The sequence below is a fragment of the Amycolatopsis solani genome (assembly GCF_033441515.1).
Classification (GTDB): domain Bacteria; phylum Actinomycetota; class Actinomycetes; order Mycobacteriales; family Pseudonocardiaceae; genus Amycolatopsis; species Amycolatopsis solani.
Genome location: NZ_JAWQJT010000001.1, coordinates 1,470,994 through 1,493,182, shown reverse-complemented (window position 1 = coordinate 1,493,182; position 22,189 = coordinate 1,470,994). Strand labels below are relative to the sequence as shown.

The window sequence follows — 22,189 nt, the reverse complement described above, 5'->3', positions numbered from 1 at the left end:
GCCGTCTCCGGCCGTCCCAGCAGGCGGACGCCGGTGACCGAAGGTCATTCGGGTTAGTCGGAGCGTGTCCGGTCGATCACCGGCCGCCACCGACCTCCAGTACCGCGCCCGTCGTGAACGACGAGGCCGGAGACAGCAGGAACAGCACCGCCTCCGCGATCTCCGCCGGTTCGCCCGGGCGGCCCATCGGGATCTGCGGTGCCAGCCGGTCGAGGCGGTCCGGGAGGCCGGCCGCGTCGTGCAGGCCGGTGCGGATCATGCCCGGGCGCACCGAATTGACCCGGACGCCTTCGCCGCCGACCTCCTGGGCCAGGCCGAACGTCAGCGTGTCCACCGCGGCCTTCGACGCCGCGTAGTGCACCCACTCGCCGGGCGAGCCGGTGCGGGCCGCCGTCGAGGAGACGTTGACGATCGCGCCGCCGTGGCCGCCGTGGCGGGTCGACATGCGGCGGACCGCCTCGCGGCAGCACAGGAACACCCCCGTGACGTTGACGTCGAGGGTGCGCCGGACGACGTCCACCTCGTAGGAGTCGAGCCGGCCGGGGGTGTTGCCGGTGATCGCCGCGTTGTTGACCAGGCCGGTCACCGGGCCCAGCTCGGCGGCCGCGTCGAACAGTGCGGCGACGTCGTCCTCCACCGAGACGTCGGCGCGCACCGACAGCGCCTGGCGGCCCGCCGCACGCACCTGCGAAGCGACCTCCTCCGCGGGCACCGCCTCGCCCGAGTAGTTCACGACGACGTCGTAGCCGCGCGAAGCCGCCAGTGTGCAGACGGCGGCGCCGATGCCCCGGCTGCCGCCGGTGACGATCAGGACGCTCACAGCGCGAAGTTGACCAGTGGCAGGTTCTCGAGCACCAGGTCGGCCCGGTCCCGCGTCTGCGAGATCAGGTCGGCGTTGCGCTGGTCCGAGCCGAGTGCGCGCTGCCGGGCCTCGACCAGCGAACGGCCGTAGCGGCGGTGGCGCGACACCAGCCGTTCGATCCGCTCGGGCTCGTCCGGCGCGAGGAACCAGGCCTCGGTGAGCAGCGACCGGATGCCACTCCACGGGTCGTCCGGCAGCAGCAGGTAGTTGCCCTCGGTGATGACGAGCTGGACCTCCGGCGCCACGGCGACCGCGCCGGCGATCGGCTCCTCGATTTCGCGGCGGAACTCCGGCGCGTACACCGTCTCGCGGCCTTCGGCGAGGCGGCGGATCAGGTGGTAGTAGCCGGCCGCGTCGAACGTGTCCGGCGCGCCCTTGCGCTCGGTGCGCTCCAGCCGGCGCAGCTCGACCTGCGCGAGGTGGAAGCCGTCCATGCCGACCACCGCGGCGCGCGAGCCGAGCGCGTTGGCCAGCGCCCACGCGAGCGTGGTCTTGCCCGACGCGGGCGCGCCGATGATGCCCAGCACGTTGCGCTGCCCGCGCACGGTCAGGCCCTCGGCCCGGGCCAGCAGGTCGTCGAACGCCGTCATTTCCTGTTCCTTCCTGCGATCGCGGACGTCCACGACCGCGGTCCCACCTGCCGCACCCGTTCGGCCGCCACCTCGTTGGCGAATCGGATCCGGTCCGTCACATTCGGTTCGCTGAGCACGGCCACGGCGAGCGCGCCGTGCCAGACGTCGCCCGCACCCAGTGTGTCCCGCGCGGCCACGCTCGCGACAGGCACCTCACCCGAGCTGCCGTCCGCAGTGGACCACCGCACGGGCCCGGGACCCGCGGTGGTGATGACGGTGGGCACGCCGCGCTCGTGCAGGCCGGGTCCCGGCGCGTGGAAGTGCGCGGAGCACGCGGCGATGTCGACCAGCGGCAGCAGCTCGTCGAACACGGGCTTCCAGCTCCCGGCGTCGAGCACGACCGGCGCGTCGGTTCCCCTCGCGACCGCCAGCGCCAGCTCCGGATAATGCCCATCAAGCAAAACGACATCAGCTGCCAAAAGCGGCACTTTCCCTATGAAAGTGCGGCCTTGGGCGTTGCGGGCGACGACGGTGCGCTCGCCGTCGTGGTCGCGGACCGCCACCGCGCTGACCGGCGGCGGATCGGTGAGCGAAGGCGCGAGGTCGATCAGGCGGACGCCGTGGGCTTCGAGGTCGGCGCGGGCGAGCGCGGCCAGCGGGTGTGCCCCGAGGACGGTCAGCAGGGTCGCCTCGGCGCCGAGCGCGGCGGCCGTCACGGCGGCGTTAGTCGCGGGTCCCCCGGCCGCGACGTCCACCGACAGCGACTGCACCTTCTCGCCCGGCGCCGGGAGCTCGGTGACCCGCTGGACGACGTCCACGGTGCACAGTCCCGCCAGCAGCACCCTCACTTCAAGCCGGCCACGTGGGTAGCGGCGGCGGCTTCTTCCACTTCACCGTTTTCGTTGAGCCGCAACGCACCCGTGAGCAGGCCGACGACCTGGTTCATCGAGTGCGTCTTCGGCGACACGACCGCGACGCGCTTGCCGAGGCGGTGCACGTGGATGCGGTCGGCGATGTCGAACACGTGCGGCATGTTGTGGCTGATCAGCACCACCGGCAGGCCGCGGTCGCGGATCCGGCCGATCAGGTCGAGCACCTTGCCGGACTCGGCCACCCCGAGAGCGGCGGTCGGCTCGTCCATGATCACGGCCTTGGTGCCGAACGCCGCGGCCCGCGCGACGGCGACACCCTGGCGCTGACCACCGGAAAGCGTTTCGACGGGCTGGGTGATCGACTTGATGTTGATGCCCAGCTCGTCGAGGATCCGCTGCGCCTCCGACCGCATGGTCGCGGTGTCCAGCTTCCGGAACAGTCCGAACGGCCCGCGCAGCCGCTTTTCCCGCCCCAGGAACATGTTCGACGCGATGTCGAGCGCGGGCGCGACGGCGAGGTCCTGGTACACCGTCTCGATCCCGTACTGGCGAGCGTCCAAAGGGGACTTGAAGTGGACGGTCCTGCCGTCCACTTTGATCTCACCCTCGTCCGGGATCACCGCGCCGGACAACGCTTTGATGAGCGACGACTTGCCGGCGCCGTTGTCGCCGACCACGGCGAGCACCTCACCGGGCAGCAGGTCGAAGTCGGCGCCGTCGATGGCGGTCACCCGGCCGTAGCGTTTCACCAGCCCGCGGGCCTGGAGGATCGGTTCGGTCATGACTGCTGCTGCCTCCTCGCGATCCGGTCCACCACGACGGCGGCGATGAGCAGGGCGCCGGTGGCGAGGTCCTGGTAGTTGCCGTCGACGTTCATCTGCGTGAGGCCCGACCGCAGCACGGCCACGACCAGCGCACCCATCAGCGTCCCGAGCACCGAGCCGCGGCCGCCGAACAGGCTCGTCCCGCCGAGGACGACGGCGGTGATCGAGTCGAGGTTGCCGAGCTGGAACTGGTTGGGGTCGGCGTTCGGCGTCCGGCCGAGCGCCTGCCACGCGGCGATGCCGAAGGTCAGCCCGGCCACGATGTACACCGAAAGCACCGTGCGGTTGACCTTGATGCCGGACAGCCGCGCGGACTCCGGCGCGTTGCCGACCGCGTAGACGTGCTTGCCCCACGCGGTTTTCGTCAGCGCGTACCAGACGCCGAGGTACATCAGCAGCGCCAGCGTCATGCCGTAGGTGATCGGGATGCCGCCGAAGAGGTAGCGCTTGGTGCCAAGCCACTGCAGCAGGCCGTCGGTCACCGGCACGGCCTGGCCGCCGGCGATCAGCTTCGACACCGCGGTCAGCATGGTGAACGTGCCGAGCGTGATGATGAACGCGGGCAGCTTGATCCGCGTGGCGAGCCCGCCGATGAAGATGCCCACGATGATCGTCAGCACGACGCCGGCGAGCAGCGCGACGAAGCCGTTCGTCCCGGCCGCGGCGAGCTTCGCCATGATCAGCGTCGCGACGACCATCGAAGCCGCGTTGGACAGGTCGATCCCCGCGATGAGGATGACGAGCGTCTGTCCCAGCGCGAGCGTTCCGACGACCAGTGACTGCTGGACCACCGTGGACAGGTTGTCGAGGTCGAAGAACGTGTCCGTGGCCACCGAGAACACGACGATCGCGACGATCAGCGCGAGCGCCGGGCCGACCGCGGGGGCGCGGAGGAGGAATTCGCCGAGGGACTCACGTTCCCTGGCGGGAGCGGCGGTCGCCGTGGTCATTTCTTGCCTCCCCAGCAGTTCTGCAGGCCCCACGCGGAGTCGTGGCTTTCGACGCCGGGCAGCGGCTTGTCGGTGATCACGGCGGACCCGGTGTTGACGAAGCCCGACGGCTTCTTGCCGGTCTTGGCGTATTCGACGGCGGCGAGCACACCCTGCTCGGCCATCTTCTTCGGGAACTGCATGACGGTGGCGGCGAACTGCCCGTTCTTGACGTTCTGGACGCCTTCGCACCCGCCGTCGATCGAGCCCATCACGATCTGCCCGGTGAGCCCGCGCGCGTTCAGCGCCGCGTACGCACCGCGGCCCATCGGCTCGTTCATCGAGTAGACGGCGTTGATGTCGGTGCTGCGCTGGAGCAGGTTTTCCATGCCCTGCTGGGCGAGGCTCTGGTCGCCGTTGGCCGCGGTGTGGCCCTTGATCTCCGGCGAGGAGTCGGTGAGCCCGATGCCCTTGAGGAAGCCGCCGTGGCGCTGGGTGTCGACCGTGCTGCCCGCCGTCCCGTCGACCATCAGGAGCTTCGGCGGGACACCCTTGAGCGCGGCCTTGACGTAGGCGCCCTGCCCCTCGCCCGCGGCGAAGTTGTCCGTGGCGAAGGTGGCGTCGACGGCGTCGGCCGGTTCGGTGGCGGTGTCGAGGGCGATCACCAGGACGCCGGCGTCGCGCGCGTCCTTGATCGCCTTGAGCACGCCGGTGGACGAGCTGGGCGTGATGAGAATGGTGTTCGCGCCCTGCTGCCGGAGGTTCTCGATGGCGCGGACCTGGCCGTCGTTGTCACCGTCGAACTGGCCGGCGAGCGCGCTGAAGTCCGCGCCGTTGGCCTGCGCGGCCGCTCTCGCGGCGTTGCGCAGTTCGACGAAGTAGGGGTTGGTGTCGGTCTTGGTGACCAGGCCGACCTTGGCTTTGCCACTCCCGCCGGTGTTGGTGTTGCCGCCCCAGTGGCGTTCGACCGTGCACCCGGTCGACGCGGCGAGGACGGCGGCCAGCACGACGGCGGTGAGACTTCGCTGTCTCATGGGTTCCCACCCTTTGTTCGTGTCGAAGCTTGCCGATGGACGGGAAGGTAGACAGACTGCTGCGTGCACGCAAGCGTTTGCGCAAACGCTTGCCGGAAAGGATTGGCATGCCCCAGCCGAGGTCGTCGCGGCCGACCCAGCGCGACATCGCCGAGCTCGCCGGCGTTTCGATCACCACGGTCTCCCACGTGGTGAACGGGACGCGGGCGGTCGCCGAGGACACCAAGGCGGCCGTGCTGCGGGCGATCGAGACGACCGGCTACACCGGTGACGCGATCGCGCGTTCGCTGGTCACCGGCGGTACGCGGTCGATCGGGATGGCGATCTCGCTGGTCGCCAACCCGTACTTCGCGACGCTGATGCAGGCGATCGAGCGGGAGGCGTCGACGCACGGGTACACCGTCCTGCTGGCCGACACGCACGACACGGCGGGCACGGAGCGTGACACCGTGAGAGCCCTGCGCTCCCGCCGGGTCGACGGCCTGCTCATCACCCCGGCGCCCGGCGACGGGCCGGTGATCGGCGAGCTCGTGTCGCTGGACGTGCCGACGGTGCTCATCGACCGGCTGGCCACCCGCACCGACGTCGACCAGGTGGGTTCGGAGAACATCCAGGCGACGTCGGCGCTGACCGCGCACCTGGCGACGCTGGGGCACCGGCGGATCGGGATGATCAGCGGCGCGCCCGGGCTGTCGACCAGCGAAGAGCGGGTACTGGGCTACCGGCTGGGGCTCGGCCGGTCCGGGCTGACGTGGTCGTCCGACCTCGTGGCCTGCGGGAACTCGTCGCGCGAAGGCGGCGCGCTGGCGTTGAGCACGCTGCTGGCGCTGCCCGAGCCGCCGACCGCGCTGGTCGTCGGGAACGACAGCATGATGGTCGGGGTGCTGCACGAGGCGCGGCAGCGCGGGCTGCGGATCGGGCGCGACCTGCCGGTCGTGGTGTACGACGACGTCGAGTGGGCGGACCTGGTCGACCCGCCGCTGACCACGATGGCGCAGCCGATCGAGGAGATCGGCCGCCAGGCGGTGCGGCTCCTGCTGGCCCGCATCAACGACCCGGCGCGCAAGGCCGAGACGGTCCGGCTGGCGCCCACTCTGCGTCACCGTGAGTCGTGCGGTTGCCCGCCGATTCACTCACATCAGTGATTCTGGAGTTTTGACGTCATCTTGCGGGCCGTCACCGGATACCTTTCGGCTGAGCGTCTGCGAGGGCTTATGACGGCACTTTCGCCAGAGCTCCGGTTGTGGGACCCCCCGGTCACCTACCGGATCGGCGTAGCGATGGGTGTGCACGCGAACCCCTACTCGGGTGAGCTGCTGCACTCCATCAGGGCGGCCGCGGCACACGCGGGGTGCGACGTCGTGCTGGCGGACACCGACGACACGGTCGGCGAAGAAGCCTCGCTGGTCCGCGCCCTGCGGGCCGACCTGGTGGACGGCGTGCTGCTGGTCCCGTCGGCGGGCGACGAAGCGGTGGTCAACGGGCTGGTCCGGATGGGCGTGCCGACGGTGCTCGTCGACCGGGTGGCCGCGCGCAACGACGTCGACCAGGTGGGCACGGAGAACGTGCACGCGGTGGCGTCGCTGGTCCGCCACCTGACGTCGGGACGGCACCGCAAGATCGGGCTGATCTCGGGCGACGACGGCCAAGAGGTCAGCCGCGAGCGCGTCCGCGGCTACCGCCTGGGCCTGGAGCAGTCGGGCCTGCGCTTCAACCGCGAGCTGGTCGAAAGCGGTTTGTCGACCTCCGGCGGCGCGGCCCGCGCGACCGCGAAGCTCCTGGACGGCTGGCCCTCCCCGACGGCACTGGTGGTGGCGGACGAGTCGATGCTGGTGGGCGTCCAGTACGAGGCCCACCGCCGCGGCATCCACATCGGCTCGGAGCTGGCGGTCGTGGGCTACGGCGACATGGACTGGGCCCGCCGCGTGAGCCCGGCGATGACCACGCTGGCCCAGCCGGTGCCCGACATGGGCCGGCGCGCGGTGCAGCTGCTGATGTCGAGGATGGCGGACCCGGACCGCCCCCCGGAGTCGGTCTGGCTGACCCCGAAGTTCCTGCACGGCGCTTCCTGCGGCTGCTGAGGTCGTGAGTGGCAAGTCGGGTTAGAACCCTACTTTTCACTCACGAGCGTTGCCGCGGCCTCCAGGAGCATCCAGCCGCCCACCTGGACCGACATGTCACGCTCCGGAGCGTCCGCGGGCAACGGCCAAGGCGCCGGACGGTCCCAGTACGCGCTGAACACCGGGCCGGGTGCCGCACCTGACCAGCAGGCCTCCGCCGAAGTCAGCACCAACGACCGCGCCACCGCGGCCTCCGGGCCTGGCAACGAGCGGGCCGCCAACGCCAAGTAGCGCGCCAGGATCGCCGCGAACAACCCGCCGTCGCCGCCGCCCTGGCCGCGGATCACGCCGCCGGGCGCGCAATGCTCGGCCACCGCGCGCACCGTCCGCGCCGCATTGTCCATTGAGGACAACTCCAGGCACGCACCCAGGTAGACCCCTTGGCAGTACGTGAAGATGTGCTTCACCAGCTCACCCGTGTCCGCCCGGATCCCGTCCCACACCAAGCCGGTCGCCGGATCGACCAAAGTGGACGAAAGCCAGTCGAGCATCGCCTGTGCGCGGGCGCGGTTCCCTGACCGCGCGTGGAAAATCGCCGCTGGACCGTTGGCCGGCGCGTTCTTGAAGTCGTCGCCGCGGCGCCACCAGATTCCGCCGCCCGCCGCGGACGTCCAGCCCGACAACAGTTGCGTGTCGATCGCCGCCAGCGCCGGGCCGACGTCGATACCGAGGGTCGAAACCCGTTGCAACGCAAGGCCGAGCCACGCGATGTCGTCGTAGTAGTCATTCGTCCAGCGGCCGAAGTTGCGCAGCCGCACCGACCGCACGAACGCGCGGATCGACGACAACCGCGCCGGCGTCGGCGCGCGTAGCTGGGCGTCGACCAGCGTGTCCAGCAGGTGCGCCTGCCACCAGTAGTTCCAGTGCCAGTGCAGCCGCTGCCCGGCCGAAGGGGGCCAGCCGCTGCGGCCGAGGACCGTGCCGGGCAGGGCCCAGACGCGCCGCAGGTGGCGAGAGGTCACCGCGTGCTCGGCGGCCGAAACGTCCATGTCGCAATCGTGCCTTGCCCATCGACATACCGCTCGGTATGTTGAGTGGCCATGACGACCGCTCACGTCACCTGCCCCCTGTGCGAGGCCACCTGCGGCCTCGACGTCACGCTCGACGAGAACCGCCAGGTCACGCGCGTGCAGGGCGATGACCTGGACGTCTTCTCGAAGGGCTACCTCTGCCCCAAGGGCGCGTCGCTCGGCGCGCTGCACCACGACCCCGACCGGCTGACCGCGCCGCTGCTCAAGCGCGACGGCGAGTTCGTCGAGGTCAGCTGGCAGGAGGCCTACGACGAGATCGCCCGGCGGCTCCCGCCGATCATCGAGGAGCACGGCCGGGACGCCGTCGCGGTGTACGCGGGCAACCCCGGCGTGCACAACGTCGCGCTGACGCTCTACGGCCGCGTGCTCTACAAAGCGTTGGGCACGAAGAACTTCTACAGCGCGACCTCCGTCGACCAGCTGCCGAAGCACTACTCGTCCGGCACGATGTTCGGCGACCCGCTCGCCATCCCGGTGCCCGATCTCGACCGGACGAAGCACCTGCTCGTCCTCGGCGCCAACCCGCTCGTCTCGAACGGCAGCCTGATGACCGCGCCGGACATCCGCGGGCGGCTGCGCGGGATCCGGGCGCGCGGCGGCAAGATCGTCGTCGTCGACCCGCGGCTCACGCGCACCGCGAAGTTCGCCGACGAGCACCACGCCATCCGGCCCGGCGCCGACGCGCTGCTGCTGTTCGCGCTGGTCAACGTCCTGTTCGCGGAGAACCGCGTCGAACCGGGACGCCTGAACGACCACCTCAACGGCCTCGACGACGTCCGCGAGCTGGCCCGGCCGTTCACCCCCGAAGCCGTCGCGCCGCGCACCGGGATCGACGCCGCCGAGATCCGCCGCATGGCGCTCGAGCTGGCCGACGCCGAAAACGCCGTGGTCTACGGCCGGATCGGGACCACGACGCAGACGTTCGGCACCATCGCGAGCTGGCTGGTCGACGTCCTCAACGTGCTCACCGGCAACCTCGACGAGCCGGGCGGCGCGATGTTCCCGCTGGCCGCCTGCCAGCCGACCGGGAACCGGCGGCCGTTCGCGGTCGGGCGCTGGCGCAGCCGCGTGCGCGGGTACCCCGAGGTCGTCGGCGAACTGCCGGTCGCGACGCTCGCCGACGAGATCGAAACGCCGGGCGAGGGCCAGGTCCGCGCGCTGATCACGGTCAGCGGCAACCCGTGCCTGAGCACGCCGAACGCCGGCCGGCTCGCGAGCGCGCTCGAGAGCCTCGACTTCATGATCTCCGTCGACGTCTACCTCAACGAGACCTCGCGCCAGGCCGACGTCGTGCTGCCCGGCCCGTCGCCGCTCGAACGCCCGCACTTCGACCTGGCCTTCTACCAGCTGTCGGTGCGAAACATCGCCAACTGGACTCCGGCGACGCTGCCGTCGGCGCTGCCCCAGGAGTGGGAGACGATGCTGCGGCTCACCGGCATCGTCACCGGTCAGGGCCCCGAGGCGGACGTCGCCGCGCTCGACGACTTCGTCGCCGCCGACGTCGCCCGCCGCGCCAAGCTCGACGTCACCCACGACCGCACCGGGCCCGCCCGGCTGGTCGACCTGATGCTGCGCGCGGGGCCGTACGACGTCACGCTGGCCGACCTCGAAGCGGCGCCGCACGGCATGGACTTCGGGCCGCTGAAGCCGCGGATCCCGGAGGTGCTGTGCACGGCGTCCGGCCGGATCGAATTGGCGCCGGAACCGGTCGTCAAGGACGTCCCGCGACTGCGTGACGAGCTGGCGAAGCCGGTGGACGACGGCCTCGTGCTGATCGGGCGGCGGCACCTGAGCTCGAACAACTCCTGGATGCACAACCTGGCCCCGCTGGTCCGCGGCGGCAACCGCTGCACGGTGCAGGTCCACCCCGCCGACGCGGCGCGCCTGGGCCTCACCGACGGCGGCCTCGCTTCCGTGACGTCCCGCGCGGGCAAGCTCGAGGTACCGGTGGAGGTCACGGACGAGGTCCGCCCGGGCGTGATCAGCATCCCGCACGGCTGGGGCCACGACGTCGACGGCGCGCGGACCCGCGTGGCCCGCGCGAACCCCGGCGTCAACTCCAACCTGGTCGCCGACGAAACGCTGCTCGACGTGCCGTCGGGGACGTCGGTGCTGAACGGCATCCCGGTGGAGGTCGCGCCGGCGTAGCTACCAGGCCGTGGTCAGGTCGGCGTGCTGCCGGATCCAGGCGTGCATGACGATCCCGGCCGCGACGCCCGCGTTGATCGAGCGGGTGGTGCCGAACTGGGCGATCGACACGACCAGTGCCGCGGCGTCCTGCGCCGGCTCGGACAGCCCGGGGCCCTCCTGCCCGAAGAGGAGCACGCAGTCGCGCGGGATGTCGGCCGTCTCGACCGGTTGCGATCCCGGCGTGTTGTCGACCGCGACGACGGCGAGCCCGCGCTCGGCGGCGTACGTCACCAGCCCGGAGACGTCGTCGTGGTGGCGGAGGTGCTGGTAGCGGTCGGTCACCATCGCGCCGCGCCGGTTCCAGCGGCGCCGGCCGACGACGTGCACCTCGGCCGCGGCGAACGCGTTGGCCGTGCGCACCACGGTGCCGATGTTGTGGTCGTGCTGGAAGTTCTCGATGGCGACGTGGAAGGGGTGCCGCCGGCGGTCCACATCGGACACGATGGCTTCGCGGCGCCAGTACCGGTAGGCGTCGACGACGTTGCGGCGGTCGCCTTCGCGCAGCAGTTCCGGGTCGTAGCGCTCGTCGGTGGGCCAGTCGCCGGGCCACGGGCCGACGCCGACCTCTTCGCGGCTGACCCACTCGGTGGGTCCGGCGTCGGGGGAGGTGCTCACCCCCCGATTGTCGCTCAGCCCAGCCGGACCGGGCGCGCGTGGGTTTCCGCGGCGTGGTCGCGGTGGCGCCAGCGGTGGTAGACGCCGACGTAGGAGTATCCCACCACGACGACCGCGACGATGCCGATCGCCGGGAGCCAGGACCGCGGGAAGACGGTGTCGTACAGGTAGTACGCGTTGAAGCCGCCGGGCAGGTCACCGAGGCCCTGCTGGTGGCGGAAGTAGTTCTCGAGCGCGGTGAACGGGCAGGGCACCGGCGCGACGTTGACCAGGACGCCCCAGGCCACGCCGAGCAGGTGGACGAAGATGAGCTTCGGCCAGCGCCACGCGACGAAACCGCCGAAGCCGATGAGCACCAAGGCCAGCAGGTGCACCGCGACGGTCACGTCGGCCAGGAACTTCGCCATCACCCGCCCCCTTCCCCGAACCCCCTACCAGCGACTTTACTCCGCTGATCGAGTCCGGCCGCCCTGAAGAGTGCCCCACCGTGTGATGTTTAACCCACCGGAGCAACCCGTTCACCTGGGCGGTGACGGAGGCGTTACGCCCGGTGGAAATTCCGGCGGACGCTTCGCGGGGTACCGCGTCGGTTCCTCTCGCGGGTACTGGTTCGGCTTCTCGCGGTCGGGCTTGGTCCAGTCCGGCTGCGGTTCCGGCGGCTCCTCCTCCATGGTTTCCGACGGTACGCCGGGGTCAGCGCGCCCGAGCCCCGGATTTCGCCGTCAGCCGAATCTCCAGCCGCACGGGCAGCTCCTCGACTTCGAGGGCCTGCTTCAGCCGCGGCACGGCGTGCTCGGTGATGTGCTGCCGGATCGCGGTGGCGTCGGCGTCGCGGTCGGTGGTGACGAGCAGGAAGAGCTCCGGCGCCTCCCGCGCCCCGGACAGCCAGGCCGAAGCGGCCCGCACGCCGTCGTAGTCCTCGACGTCGGCCGCCACGGGAGCGGCGGCGGTGCTCGAGCCGAGGACGGTGGCACCGGTCTCCCGCTCGTGCCGCCAGGCGACGGACTTCGGCCGCCGGAACGCCTGCGCGGCCAGCCAGCGGAGGCACAGCAGCCCGAGCACGACGGCCACGGCGATCGCGACCCAGAACACCCAGGTGGGCGGCGGCGCGGCCCCCGGCACGAGCGGCGCGCCCGGGTCCAGGAGGTGCAGCCGCCCGAAGTGCGTGGCGACGGCGAACCCACCGGCGGCGAGGAGCAGGAGCCCGATCAGGGCGAGGAGGGTGCGGTTGAGCGCCGCGGGGCGGTTCACCGCGCACCTCCCCGCACCCGGACCCGCACCCGCGGCGGCTCTGCCAGTCCCACCTGCGCCAACCGCTGCGAGACCGCCGTCTCCACCGCGTCCGCCAGGCCGTCCGTGTTCGTCCGGTTCGTCCGCACCTTCACCCTCACCTTCCGCCGCCGCAGCTTCACCGCGGCCGTCGCCACCCCGTCGACGCCGGACGCCGTCGAGCGCACCGACGTCCGCAGGCCGGTGCGGGTCGTGCCCGCCTCGAGGCCCTCGGCCGGCGCGAGCGCCAGCACCACCGGGCGCCCCCTCAGCAGAGCCGCCGCCAGGAGCACGAGACCCACCAGAACCGCTGCCCCGCCCCCGACGAGCACGGGCAGTTCGTTCCACGTCGTCTCGTGCACCCGGGCGGCGACCGCTTCGAACGACAGCAGGGGCCGCTCGCCGAGCAGGCGCTGCACCAGTGCCGTCACGACCAGCGCGCACGCCGCGAGCACGACCAGCGCCGTCAGCACCGCCGGCACGCTCCGCCGGGGGCGCCTCACCGGACTCGCCGCTTCGGCTGTTCGGGCCGGGCCAGCGCGACCGTGATGTCCACGCGCCTCGTGCCGAGCCCGGTCAGTTCGGCCGTCCGGCCGAGCAGGTGCGCCCGGACCCGCTCGACCGTCGAAGCGATCGGGGCCGGGTACGCCAGCGGCAGCCGGACGTCCAAAGTGGTCGTTTCTCCGTCCACAGTGGCCTCGGCGGTGACGTCACCGCCGACGCCGTCGACCTCGCGGGCGGCGTGCGCGGCGATGCGCCGCACCGCCCGCGGGGCCACGGTGGTCACTCCGCGTTCCACGGCTACCTCCGATCGCGCGCGGCGCCCACGAGGTCGGACAGGTCGAGCTTGCCGTCGAGCCAGCGCCCGGCCAGCAGGCCGAGCCCGCCCAGCACGAACACCGCCACGAACGCGCCGAACCCGCCGAACGCGGCGGCGAAACCCAGTGCCAGTCCGTACAGCAGGCCGAGCATCGTCGCGTTCACCGTCACCGCACCCGGTCCGAAGTGGCGGTCTCGTCGTCGTCACCGGGGAGGTGGACGTCGTTGACGTTGATGTTCACCTCGACGACCTCCAGCCCGGTCATCTGCTCGATCGCGGTGATCACGTTGCGGCGCACCGCCCGCGCGAGGTCCGCGATGGCGACGCCGTACTCGACCAGGATCTGCAGGTCGACCGCGGCCTGCTTCTCGCCGACCTCGACCGTGACGCCCTGGCCGACGCTGGCGGACGCACCCGGGATGCGGTCGCGGATGGCGCTCAGCGCGCGGGCCGCGCCGCCGCCGAGGTCGTACACGCCGGTGACCTCGCGGGCGGCGAGCCCGGCGATCTTCTGCACCACGGTGTCGGCGATGGTGGTGGTGCCCTGCTTGGTGACGAGGGCGCTCTCGGTGGCGGGGGCCACGGTGTTCTTCTCGGCCGTCGCGGTCATGGGGTCCTCCCTGGATGTCCGTTGCCTCAAGGCTTTTCGCCTGGTTCGTAGGTAAGGACCCAGCGGAGGGGAGAACGTCACTTACTCTTTCGTGTGACGTGGATCTCCGGCGAACGCGGCGCCGTCGAGGTCGGTGACCACCAGCCGCAGGCGCGCTTTTTCCCATTCCGTCCCCGACAGCAGCGGGCGCACGAGCTCCGCCGCCCGATCCAGCAGCGGCGGGATCGGCAACCGCGTCGCGATCAGGCGGATCTGCACGACCTCCGCCGAAAGGTCGACGGCCATGCCTTCCCAGTCGACCGGCAACCACGTCGTCTCTGGGGAAACCGGCGTCGCCGGGCGGAGGCCGTCGATCTCCTTCAGGGCGCCGACGATCTTCTCGACGGCTTCGTCCGCGGTCACCGGGCCGCCGGCTCGATGTCCATGATGGACACCGACACCTCGTCGACGACCAGGCCGGTCTGCTCGGTGACGAACCGGGTCACCGCGCGCTGGACGGCCCGGCCGACCGCCGCCGCCTGGTCGGCCGCCGCCGTGACCAGGTCGACGTGGACCGTCACGCGCCCGTCCGTGGTGCGGACCCGGACGCCGTCCGCGGGCGCCGGGTCGAGGCCCTTCCACCGCTGGCGGGCCGCGCGCGTCCACGCCGTCACGAGGCCGCGCAGGCCCGGTTCGAGGCGCACCACACCCGGTGTGGCGATCGCGGCCCGTGCCGCCACGCTGGCGATCACCGGGTCGGCGACCACGTAGTCAACGCTCATTCCCCTGACTCCCCGACCACGTCTTCCGAAACGGTGTCTTCTTCAAAGATGTCGTCCACGAGCAGGTCGAGCTTCGCCAGCGTCAGGCCCACCCGGGCCGCGGCCGCCGCGGTCACCCGTTCCCGCACCTTCGCCAACGCTTCACCGCCCGTAGCGTTCCGCAGACTCACCGCGAGGGTGAGGTCGACTTCGACCACCCCGCCGGCGCCGGTGCGGACACGGCAGCGGCGTGCCCGGACGCCGTCGACGGTGTCGGCCGCGTACCGCAGCACCGCCGCCACCGCCTGTTCGCTGATCTCGACGAACCCGGGTTCCGGGCTCGGCAGCCGCACCATCCGGTCACGCCGCACCTCGGCCCGCACGGCCGACATGATCCGGCCGAACAGGTCCGGCGACGGCACGTCGTCCTCGGCCACCAGCTCCGCGGTGGCCTCGCGCAGCGCCAGCAGGCTTTCGCGCGCGGCCCGGCAGTGCGGGCAGGTCAGTTCGTGTTCGTCGGCCAGCCCGGCGCCGACCGCGTCGAGCCGGTCCCACACCTGCTCCACGTCCCGTTCGCAGGGCAGCTCGTAGTCCGTCATCGCCATGGCTTCATCACCTCCGCCAGCTGAGCTCTGGCCCGCGCGATCCGGCCGCGGACCGCGGTCGCGTTCGCGCCGACGACTTCGCCGATCTCTTCGTAGGACCGGCCGTGCACCTCGCGCAACAGCCAGCACGCTCTCTGTTCGGGCGTCAGCTGCGCCAGCGCTTCGTTCAACGCCGCGAGCTGGCCGCTCACCTGGGCGGCCCGCTCCGGCTGCAGGTCGGTCCGCGGCGACTCGGCGGCGTCCAGGTCGACGTCGGCCTGGGGCCGGCGCGCGCGGATCGCGTTGAGGCAGCGGTTCGTGGTGGCCCGGTAGAGCCAGCCGACGAACGCGGCGTCCTCGCCGAGCTGGTCGAGCTTGCGCCAGGCGTTGAGGAACACCTCCTGCACGACGTCTTCGGCGTCGCCGCGGTGGGCGAGCATCTTGACGGCGAGCCGGAACATCGGGCCCTGGTAGCGCAGCACGAGCTGCTCGTACGCCCGGACGTCACCGTCCCGCGCGCGACCGACGAGGGTCGCGTCGTCGAGCGGTGTACCGGGCTCCGCGCTGGTCGTCGTCACGGCACCTCCTCTACGGAAGGACACCGGTACCCGGAAATCGTCACGCACTGATTGTGGGTGACGGTCGTCACCGGGGCGAGTCCGTGACGATCACGCGTCGCGGTGGTCCCGCCGGTCGTGAGTGTTCAGTCGGGTTCTAACCCGACTAAACACTCACGACGCGGGCGTCAGTTCAGGCCGAGGTCGTCCAGCCCGAGGATGTACCGGTACTCGAGGCCTTCCTTCTCGATGGCCTCGCGCGCGCCGGTGTCGCGGTCGACCACCGTCACCACGCCGATCACGGTCGCGCCCGCCTCACGCAGGGCCGCGACGGCTTCGAGCACGCTGCCGCCGGTCGTGGAGGTGTCCTCGACGGCCAGCACGCGCTGGCCGCGGACCTCCATGCCCTCGATGCGGCGCTGCATGCCGTGTTCCTTGACGGACTTCCGGACGACGAACGCGTCCAGCACGACGCCGTCGGTGGCCGCCGAGTGCAGCATCGCCAGCGCGACCGGGTCGGCGCCGAGGGTCAGGCCGCCGGCCGCCACGTAGTCCCAGTCCGCCGTCAGCTGGCGCAGCAGCTTGCCGATCAGCGGCGCGGCCGCGTGGTGCAGCGTCGCCCGCCGGAGGTCGATGTAGTAGTCGGCTTCCTTGCCGGACGCCAGTGTCACTTTTCCGTGCACCACGGAAAGATCGGTGACCAGCCTGGCCAGTTCGAGTTTCGCCGCTTGATCCAACCCGGGGTTCGCCACGGCCGAGAGTCTTACACACGGCCGTTCTCACTCACCGATGGATGTGGCGTCGACCGCACGCCCGCGCGTCGCCGCCCAGGCCGGGACGAGGATCGCGACGAGCGCGAGCACCACGGCGAGCGCGAGCACCACCAGGTAGATCGCGAGCGGGCCGGTCGGCAGCACCGAACCGCTGACCACCAGGCAGAAGGGCACGATCGCGCCCGCCGCGGTGGCCGTGCCGAGCAGCACGGCGATGGTGGCGATCAGCCCGCCTTCGACGCCGGCCATGCGCAGCACCTGGCCGCGGGTGAACCCGCTCAGCCGCTGCAGGCCGAACTCGCGGCGCCGCTTGGCGGTGGCCATCACCAGCGTGTTCACCACCGAAATCACCGTGTACGCGATGATCATCCCGACGAGCAGGTAGTTGACCCACGCGCCGATCTCGTTGCCCTTCGCGTGCGCCGCGATCAGCGTGTCCCGGTCGCCGACGAACACCGGCGACCCGGCGGTCGCCTCGCGAAGGCGGGCGGTCAGCGTCGCGGAGTCGACGCCGCCGTCGGCGCGGACCAGCAGCTGGGGCGCGAGCCCGAGCGTCGTGTGCGGCGCCAGCAGCCCGGCGGGCAGCACGAGCTTCTCGAACCCGGCCCGCTGGCTCACGACGGCGGAGACCCGCACGTCCACCGGCGTGCCGTCGCCGAGCCGCAGCGACAGCGTGTCGCCGACCCGGCGGCCGAGCGTCGTGGGCACCTCGACGGCGTTCCCGGACAGCTCGCTGACGCCGAGCGCGGGCCAGCCGTCGTCGTTCTGGCCGGAGTCGAACGGCTTCTCGACGAACACCGTGCTGGTGACGTACTCGGACGCTCCCGCGACGCCCGGCGTCGACCGCACCCGCCCCAGCACCGACGGGTCCAGCCCGCTCGGCGCGCCGACGACCGCGTCCGCGCGCAGGTCCTCGGTGTAGGCCTGGTTCGAGACGGCTTCCTGGGTGGTCTGCAGGTAGATGTTGGCGGTCGCGATGCCGACCGCGAGCATGATCGGGGTGACCGCGCCCGCCGTGCGCACCGCGCCGACGCGGGTGTTGAGCAGCGCGACCCGGCCGTTGACGCCGGTGATCGCCTGCACCGGCCAGCGCAGCAGCGACGCCATCAGCTTCGTCACGCCCGGGCTGATCGCCGCCAGGCCGAACGCCCAGAGCATCACCGCCGGACCCGCCGTGCTGGCCGCGACGGGGCCGGTCATCACGGCGACCGTCACGATGGCCAGCGCCGTCCCGCCGGCGAAGCAGAGGAGCGCGGTGATCAGCCGGATCGGCGTCAGCCAGCGCCGCTCGACGGCGGCTTCGGCGAGCGCCTCGGTCGGGCGGACCTTCGACGCGCGGCGGCCGGCCACGAAGGACGCGGCCACGACGGCGAGCAGCGACGCGCCCGCCGCGACGATCGCCGGGATCCAGCCCTGCTCGAACCGCAGCACGTCGGGAACGACGTGGTTCTCCGCGAGCCGGTCGAACAGCCACTGCCCGAGCACCGGGCCGAGCACGACCGCGGTGGCGACCGCGAGCAGGCCGACGACGAGGGCCTCGCCGAGCACCATCCGCCGCAGCTGGCGCGGGGTCGTGCCGATCGCGCGCAGCAACGCGAGTTCGCGCTGGCGCTGCTGGGTCGACAGCGTGAGCGTGCCGGCGACGACGAACACCATGACCATCGCCGACAGCCCGCCCGACACGGCGGCCAGCACGATCAGGTCCTCGCCGCTCTTGTTCACCTCGGGGAACTCCAGCGCGCCGCGGCCGGCACCGGTCGTCACGACCCCGGCGTCCCCGACGGCCGCCGTCACCGCGCCGACGTCACCGCCGAAGACTCCGATGGTGTCGAAGGTCCCGGGGTGTCCCGAGAGCCGTTCCGCGTCCGAAGGCGCGAAGAACACCGCGGAGTCGCGCATGGCCTGCGGTGCCTGGGCGACGCCGGAGACGCGGTACTGGGCGATGCCGCCGTGCGCGGCGATCGGCAGCGTCTCCCCGATGCCGACCCCCAGTGCGGCATCGACGACGACTTCGCCGGGCTGCGGTGCCTGTCCGGTCAGCGCGTACGGCGTCAGCACGGCGGAGTTCCAGGCGTGGCCGAACGCGCTCGCGCTGCCGACCTGAGCCGGGAAGCTGACCTCGCCGACGACGTCCGTGACGCCGGGGACCGCGCGCAGGCGGCCGGCCAGCGCCGCGTCGAGCCGGACGCGCTCGGGCAGGGTCGCGTTCTCGAACTTGTGCTTGTCGTCCGGGTCGAGGGTCGCCGGGTCGTCCTTGGGCAGCCGGAGCGTCTGCTGCCCGCCGACGACGATCGGCGCCGCGGCCAGCCGCTGCACGGGCGTCTCGGACCGGATGCCCGACTCCATCAGGCCACCGCACGCAGAGACGATCAGCGCGCCGAAGAACACGGCGACGAACGTCGCCAGGAAGCCGCCCTTGCGCAGGCGCAGCGTCCGCATCGCGAGCGAGAACATCACGCCGCCACCCGGCCCCACGCGCCGAGGTGGGTCATCCGCTCGGCGACGGCTTCCGCGGTCGGCCGGGCCAGCCGCCCGGCGATCCGGCCGTCGGCCAGGAAGACGACCTCGTCGGCGTAGGACGCGGCGACCGGGTCGTGCGTCACCATGATCACCGTCTGGCCGGACGTCCGGACGGAGTCGCGCAGCAGGCCGAGCACGTCGGCGGCGGTGCGGGTGTCGAGCGCGCCGGTCGGCTCGTCGGCGAAGAGCACCGCGGGGTCGGTGACCAGCGCCCGCGCGATCGCGACGCGCTGGGCCTGCCCGCCGGAGAGCTGCCCGGGCAGGTGCTTGCGGCGCCCGTCGAGCCCGACGTGCGCGAGGATCCGCGCCACGAGCCGCTTGTCCGGGCGCTTCCCGGCCAGCTGCAGCGGCAGCACGACGTTCTGCTCGACCGTCAGCGCCGGCAGCAGGTTGAACGCCTGGAAGACGAACCCGACGCGGTCGCGCCGCAGCTTCGTCAGGTAGGTCTCGCTCTTGCCGTCGAGGTCCTGGCCGTCGAGCACGACCCGGCCCGACGTCGGCCGGTCGAGGCCCGCCGCGCAGTGCAGGAACGTGCTCTTGCCCGAACCGGACGGGCCCATCACCGCCGTGAAACCGCCGCGCGGGAAGGAGATCGAGACCCCGTCCAGCGCGACCACACCGCCGTACTCCTTGCGCACGGCCTCGAGCCGAACCGCCTCAGTCGTCATGGGGAAAACGCTATTGAGGCAACCCCCGAACCACCCTGGTGCGCGCGCTCCTCTTCAGGGTGGGGACAGCCCTACTGCGTCACTTTCCCTATGAAAGCTCCGCGGAGCTTTCATAGGGAAAGTGACGGCTCAGGTGCGCCCGCGGCCGCCGCTGATCCGGCGCAGCACCGCGCGCGGCAGCAGGCCACCGATCGCGACGACGGCCTTGTACTGCAGGCTCGGCACCGAGATCACCTTGCCGCGGCGCAGGTCCGCGAGTGCTTCGCCGACCACCTGTTCGACACCCAGCCAGGCGATTTTCGGCCCGGGTTTGCCGATGCCGGCCCGCTCGTGGAACTCGGTCGCCGTGAAACCGGGGCAGAGCGCCATCATCCGGACGCCCTTCGGCAGCGACGCGGCGATGCCTTCGGTGAACGACGTGACCCAGTTCTTGCTGGCCGTGTACGTCGAACCGCGGCCGCTGAAGAACCCGGCCACGCTGCTGACCTGGATGATCTCGCCGTGACCGCGGTCGATCATGCCGGGCAGCACCGCCCGCGTCAGCCGCAGCACGGCGGTGACGTTGACGTCGAGCTGGCGCTGCAGCGCGTCGGGCGGGATGGTCCAGAAGTCGCCGCTCAGCCCGAACCCGGCGTTGTTCACCAGCAGGTCGACCGGCCCGGCGGCGAGCCGCTCCTCGACCGCGGCCCGTCCGTCTACTTCGGACAGATCGGCGGGGAGCACTTCGACGGCGACACCGTGCTTTTCACGCAGCTCAGCGGCGTACGCCTCCAGTCGCGCGGCGTCGCGGGCGACGAGCACCAGGTCGTACTTCTCGGCGGCGAGCGTGCGCGCGAACTGCGCGCCGATGCCCGCCGTGGCACCGGTTATGAGAGCGGTGGTGGTCATGTGGGTGAACATACCCGCAGGTCACGGGCAGACATGCGTTCGAGCCGCCGGGGAAGTATGGTCCGGCGCATGGGTAAGCACAGCAAGCGCAAAAGCGGCTATCTGCCCAAGGTCGCGGCGGGCGCGGCGCCCGTCGCGCTGCTCTTCGCGGCCCCCGCCGCCGCGCTCGCCAGCCCCACCGACATCACCCTGCCGCTGAACGGCATCTCGCTGCCCGTCGACCACCAGCACGCCGGCCAGCTCGACGGCGACGGCCTCACCGCGGCCCGCCGCGACGTCTTCGCCAAACGGGTCGGCGAAGCCCAGTTCCTCACCGACCTCGGGGAGGCCGCGGGCGCCGGTTCGTCCGGGGCCTTCGCGTCCCGGACCGGCCGCCAGGACGTCCGGGTGGGCCAGGTGACCGTGGCGACCGGCGACGAGCAGCGCCTGGCCGGCTCGACCGAGCCCACCCGGCTCGGCACGAGCGACAGCGCGCACCACGGCGTCTGGCTGGGCCACGGCGTCGACGTGCTGAGCGAACACGCGGAGCGGGTGGACAGCGGGCTGAGCCCCACGGGGCGGTTCGCCGGCGACCTCACCGGCGGGCTCGCCGTGCGCCGCTCGTCCGGGCAGGCCGTCGACCTCGGGCGGCTCGGCGCGGTCGGCACGTCGTCGGAGCAGCACGCGAGCGGGCAGTTCGCCGGCGACCTCGACCTCGGCCAGAAGCACGAGCTGGGCGGTCAGCTCGGCCCGGCCGCGGGTCTAATGAAGGCGTCCCACGACCTGTCGTCCGGCTCGATCAGCGGCGACCTCGGCGTCGACCACGTGGTCCACGTCCAGGGCGGGGCGGCCACGGTGCACGGCACGCTCGAGCCGTCGTTTTCGGGCAGCCTGCTCGACCGCCCGTTGAACCCCTAGTCCTGCGCCGGGTCCGCGGGCGGCGGCGGGACCGGCGTCCCCGCGGCCGGCGTGGCGGGCGGGGTCGAACCCGGGGTCGGGATCGGCGCGCTCGCCTGGTGGCGTCCCGCGTCGTAGTCCTCGTCGAACGGGTCGACGATGTCCGCGATCTCGCCCAGATCCCTCAGCAGCCGCTCGAGCCGCGAGGGCCCGGCGGTCGGGACGACGCTGGCGAGCACCCACTCGGCCTCGAGCCAGGCCACGCCGACGTCGCCACCGAGCTGGTCCGCGGCGTCGACGAGCTCCTGGGTGATCACCGCACGGGCGCCGTCGGCGTCGTCCGCGAAGGCGTAGCGCGAGCCGATCGGGCCGAGCATCTCCGGCATGTCGGCGCGCTGGAACGGCACGCTGGACAGCCACATCTCGATCGGGATCCGGTGCTTCTTGTTGCAGCGCACGGCGACGACGACCGCGGGGATCTGCCCCTCGGACTCGATGTCGAAGATGAACACCGGGCGGCGGCCGTCGGAGGTGAAGGTCGACCCCGCGACGACGTTGACGGCGGCGTCCGCGCCGAAGTAGCCGATGGCGCCGTTCGACCACTGCTGCGGCAGCCGTTCGTCCTCCTCGACGAACTGCCAGCCGCGCAACTGCGCCCAGCGCATGCGCTCGCGGTTGCGCGAGCCCTCCTTCGCCCGGTCGGCCGCGAGCAGCCCGAGGCCGGCCACCAGGGCGACGGCCGCGATGACGAACCAGATCCACGCCGGAATACCCACGACGGCCAGGGTATCGCCTGCTAGGCCGAAGAGCTGATGGCCGGTACCCGTGTCGCCGG

At 72.0% G+C, this 22,189-nt stretch carries 27 protein-coding genes; 4 read left to right on the top strand and 23 right to left on the bottom strand.

Features of this window, described 5'->3' with window-relative positions; translation table 11 throughout:
• Nucleotides 1-76: 76 nt before the first annotated feature.
• The 6 genes from SD460_RS07555 to SD460_RS07530 are packed head-to-tail and all read right to left on the bottom strand — an operon-like array spanning nt 77 to nt 5,093.
• Complete coding sequence (locus SD460_RS07555; protein WP_290050976.1) at nt 77-820, bottom strand: SDR family oxidoreductase; 744 nt, start codon at nt 818-820, stop codon at nt 77-79.
• Nucleotides 817-1,452: a nucleoside/nucleotide kinase family protein gene (locus SD460_RS07550; protein ID WP_290050973.1), complete on the bottom strand. Its 636-nt coding sequence runs from the start codon at nt 1,450-1,452 to the stop codon at nt 817-819. The genes SD460_RS07555 and SD460_RS07550 overlap by 4 nt, the downstream gene beginning before the upstream one ends.
• The gene (locus SD460_RS07545; RefSeq protein ID WP_290051001.1) at nt 1,449-2,276 is read right to left on the bottom strand and encodes a PfkB family carbohydrate kinase; all 828 of its coding nucleotides are present in this window, start codon (nt 2,274-2,276) and stop codon (nt 1,449-1,451) included. The genes SD460_RS07550 and SD460_RS07545 overlap by 4 nt, the downstream gene beginning before the upstream one ends.
• 2 nt (nt 2,277-2,278) lie before the next feature.
• Entirely contained in the window at nt 2,279-3,088 is an 810-nt protein-coding gene (locus SD460_RS07540; RefSeq protein ID WP_290050970.1) for an ATP-binding cassette domain-containing protein, read from the bottom strand.
• Nucleotides 3,085-4,080 (bottom strand): ABC transporter permease, encoded by a 996-nt coding sequence (locus SD460_RS07535; RefSeq protein ID WP_290050968.1) that lies wholly within the window; start codon nt 4,078-4,080, stop codon nt 3,085-3,087. The genes SD460_RS07540 and SD460_RS07535 overlap by 4 nt, the downstream gene beginning before the upstream one ends.
• The gene (locus SD460_RS07530) at nt 4,077-5,093 is read right to left on the bottom strand and encodes a substrate-binding domain-containing protein (protein ID WP_318306016.1); all 1,017 of its coding nucleotides are present in this window, start codon (nt 5,091-5,093) and stop codon (nt 4,077-4,079) included. Before SD460_RS07530 ends, SD460_RS07535 begins: the two co-directional genes overlap by 4 nt.
• A 107-nt stretch (nt 5,094-5,200) precedes the next feature.
• On the opposite strand from SD460_RS07530, the gene SD460_RS07525 reads away from it, so the two are divergent.
• Nucleotides 5,201-6,238, top strand: a complete 1,038-nt coding sequence (locus SD460_RS07525) for a LacI family DNA-binding transcriptional regulator (RefSeq protein WP_290050964.1) — start codon at nt 5,201-5,203, stop codon at nt 6,236-6,238.
• 69 nt (nt 6,239-6,307) lie between these two features.
• The gene (locus SD460_RS07520) at nt 6,308-7,174 is read left to right on the top strand and encodes a LacI family DNA-binding transcriptional regulator (protein WP_318306015.1); all 867 of its coding nucleotides are present in this window, start codon (nt 6,308-6,310) and stop codon (nt 7,172-7,174) included.
• 29 nt (nt 7,175-7,203) lie between these two features.
• Here the strand turns inward: SD460_RS07520 and SD460_RS07515 are convergent, their stop codons facing one another.
• A complete protein-coding gene (locus SD460_RS07515; RefSeq protein WP_290050959.1) occupies nt 7,204-8,202 on the bottom strand; it encodes a glycoside hydrolase family 76 protein in 999 nt (332 codons plus the stop codon).
• Nucleotides 8,203-8,253: 51 nt separating this feature from the next.
• Here SD460_RS07515 and SD460_RS07510 point away from each other — a divergent pair, with 51 nt between their 5' ends.
• Complete coding sequence (locus SD460_RS07510; protein WP_290050957.1) at nt 8,254-10,392, top strand: molybdopterin-dependent oxidoreductase; 2,139 nt, start codon at nt 8,254-8,256, stop codon at nt 10,390-10,392.
• Here the strand turns inward: SD460_RS07510 and SD460_RS07505 are convergent, their stop codons facing one another.
• The 15 genes from SD460_RS07505 to SD460_RS07435 form a co-directional block, all read right to left on the bottom strand.
• Complete coding sequence (locus SD460_RS07505; RefSeq protein WP_290050955.1) at nt 10,393-11,049, bottom strand: TrmH family RNA methyltransferase; 657 nt, start codon at nt 11,047-11,049, stop codon at nt 10,393-10,395.
• Between the two features lie 14 nt (nt 11,050-11,063).
• The gene (locus SD460_RS07500; RefSeq protein WP_290050952.1) at nt 11,064-11,456 is read right to left on the bottom strand and encodes a DUF2784 domain-containing protein; all 393 of its coding nucleotides are present in this window, start codon (nt 11,454-11,456) and stop codon (nt 11,064-11,066) included.
• Between the two features lie 286 nt (nt 11,457-11,742).
• Entirely contained in the window at nt 11,743-12,300 is a 558-nt protein-coding gene (locus SD460_RS07495) for an Asp23/Gls24 family envelope stress response protein (RefSeq protein WP_290050949.1), read from the bottom strand.
• Entirely contained in the window at nt 12,297-12,791 is a 495-nt protein-coding gene (locus SD460_RS07490; protein ID WP_290050947.1) for a DUF6286 domain-containing protein, read from the bottom strand. The genes SD460_RS07495 and SD460_RS07490 overlap by 4 nt, the downstream gene beginning before the upstream one ends.
• Nucleotides 12,792-12,817: 26 nt before the next feature.
• Complete coding sequence (locus SD460_RS07485; RefSeq protein ID WP_318306014.1) at nt 12,818-13,105, bottom strand: Asp23/Gls24 family envelope stress response protein; 288 nt, start codon at nt 13,103-13,105, stop codon at nt 12,818-12,820.
• Between the two features lie 14 nt (nt 13,106-13,119).
• On the bottom strand, nt 13,120-13,302 hold the full coding sequence (locus SD460_RS07480; protein WP_290059104.1) for a hypothetical protein: 183 nt from the start codon (nt 13,300-13,302) through the stop codon (nt 13,120-13,122).
• 2 nt (nt 13,303-13,304) lie between these two features.
• Nucleotides 13,305-13,748: an Asp23/Gls24 family envelope stress response protein gene (locus SD460_RS07475; RefSeq protein WP_290059105.1), complete on the bottom strand. Its 444-nt coding sequence runs from the start codon at nt 13,746-13,748 to the stop codon at nt 13,305-13,307.
• Between the two features lie 81 nt (nt 13,749-13,829).
• A complete protein-coding gene (locus SD460_RS07470) occupies nt 13,830-14,150 on the bottom strand; it encodes a hypothetical protein (protein WP_290059106.1) in 321 nt (106 codons plus the stop codon).
• On the bottom strand, nt 14,147-14,509 hold the full coding sequence (locus SD460_RS07465) for an Asp23/Gls24 family envelope stress response protein (protein ID WP_290059107.1): 363 nt from the start codon (nt 14,507-14,509) through the stop codon (nt 14,147-14,149). Before SD460_RS07465 ends, SD460_RS07470 begins: the two co-directional genes overlap by 4 nt.
• The gene (locus SD460_RS07460; RefSeq protein ID WP_290059108.1) at nt 14,506-15,093 is read right to left on the bottom strand and encodes an Asp23/Gls24 family envelope stress response protein; all 588 of its coding nucleotides are present in this window, start codon (nt 15,091-15,093) and stop codon (nt 14,506-14,508) included. The genes SD460_RS07465 and SD460_RS07460 overlap by 4 nt, the downstream gene beginning before the upstream one ends.
• Entirely contained in the window at nt 15,084-15,650 is a 567-nt protein-coding gene (locus SD460_RS07455) for an RNA polymerase sigma factor (RefSeq protein ID WP_290059109.1), read from the bottom strand. The genes SD460_RS07460 and SD460_RS07455 overlap by 10 nt, the downstream gene beginning before the upstream one ends.
• Nucleotides 15,651-15,817: 167 nt before the next feature.
• The gene (pyrE, locus tag SD460_RS07450; RefSeq protein WP_086856475.1) at nt 15,818-16,381 is read right to left on the bottom strand and encodes an orotate phosphoribosyltransferase; all 564 of its coding nucleotides are present in this window, start codon (nt 16,379-16,381) and stop codon (nt 15,818-15,820) included.
• A 27-nt stretch (nt 16,382-16,408) separates the two neighbouring features.
• A complete protein-coding gene (locus SD460_RS07445) occupies nt 16,409-18,856 on the bottom strand; it encodes an ABC transporter permease (RefSeq protein ID WP_290059128.1) in 2,448 nt (815 codons plus the stop codon).
• Nucleotides 18,856-19,590 carry an ABC transporter ATP-binding protein gene (locus SD460_RS07440; RefSeq protein WP_290059110.1) on the bottom strand — a complete coding sequence of 245 codons (735 nt, stop codon included), beginning with the start codon at nt 19,588-19,590 and terminating at the stop codon, nt 18,856-18,858. Before SD460_RS07440 ends, SD460_RS07445 begins: the two co-directional genes overlap by 1 nt.
• 129 nt (nt 19,591-19,719) lie before the next feature.
• Entirely contained in the window at nt 19,720-20,478 is a 759-nt protein-coding gene (locus SD460_RS07435) for an SDR family NAD(P)-dependent oxidoreductase (protein WP_290059111.1), read from the bottom strand.
• Between the two features lie 69 nt (nt 20,479-20,547).
• Between SD460_RS07435 and SD460_RS07430 the strand changes: the two genes are divergently transcribed.
• On the top strand, nt 20,548-21,375 hold the full coding sequence (locus SD460_RS07430) for a hypothetical protein (RefSeq protein WP_290059112.1): 828 nt from the start codon (nt 20,548-20,550) through the stop codon (nt 21,373-21,375).
• Here SD460_RS07430 and SD460_RS07425 read toward each other — a convergent pair.
• Nucleotides 21,372-22,130, bottom strand: a complete 759-nt coding sequence (locus SD460_RS07425) for a TtfA family protein (protein ID WP_318306013.1) — start codon at nt 22,128-22,130, stop codon at nt 21,372-21,374. The two genes, SD460_RS07430 and SD460_RS07425, sit on opposite strands and share 4 nt — an antisense overlap.
• Nucleotides 22,131-22,189: the final 59 nt, after the last annotated feature.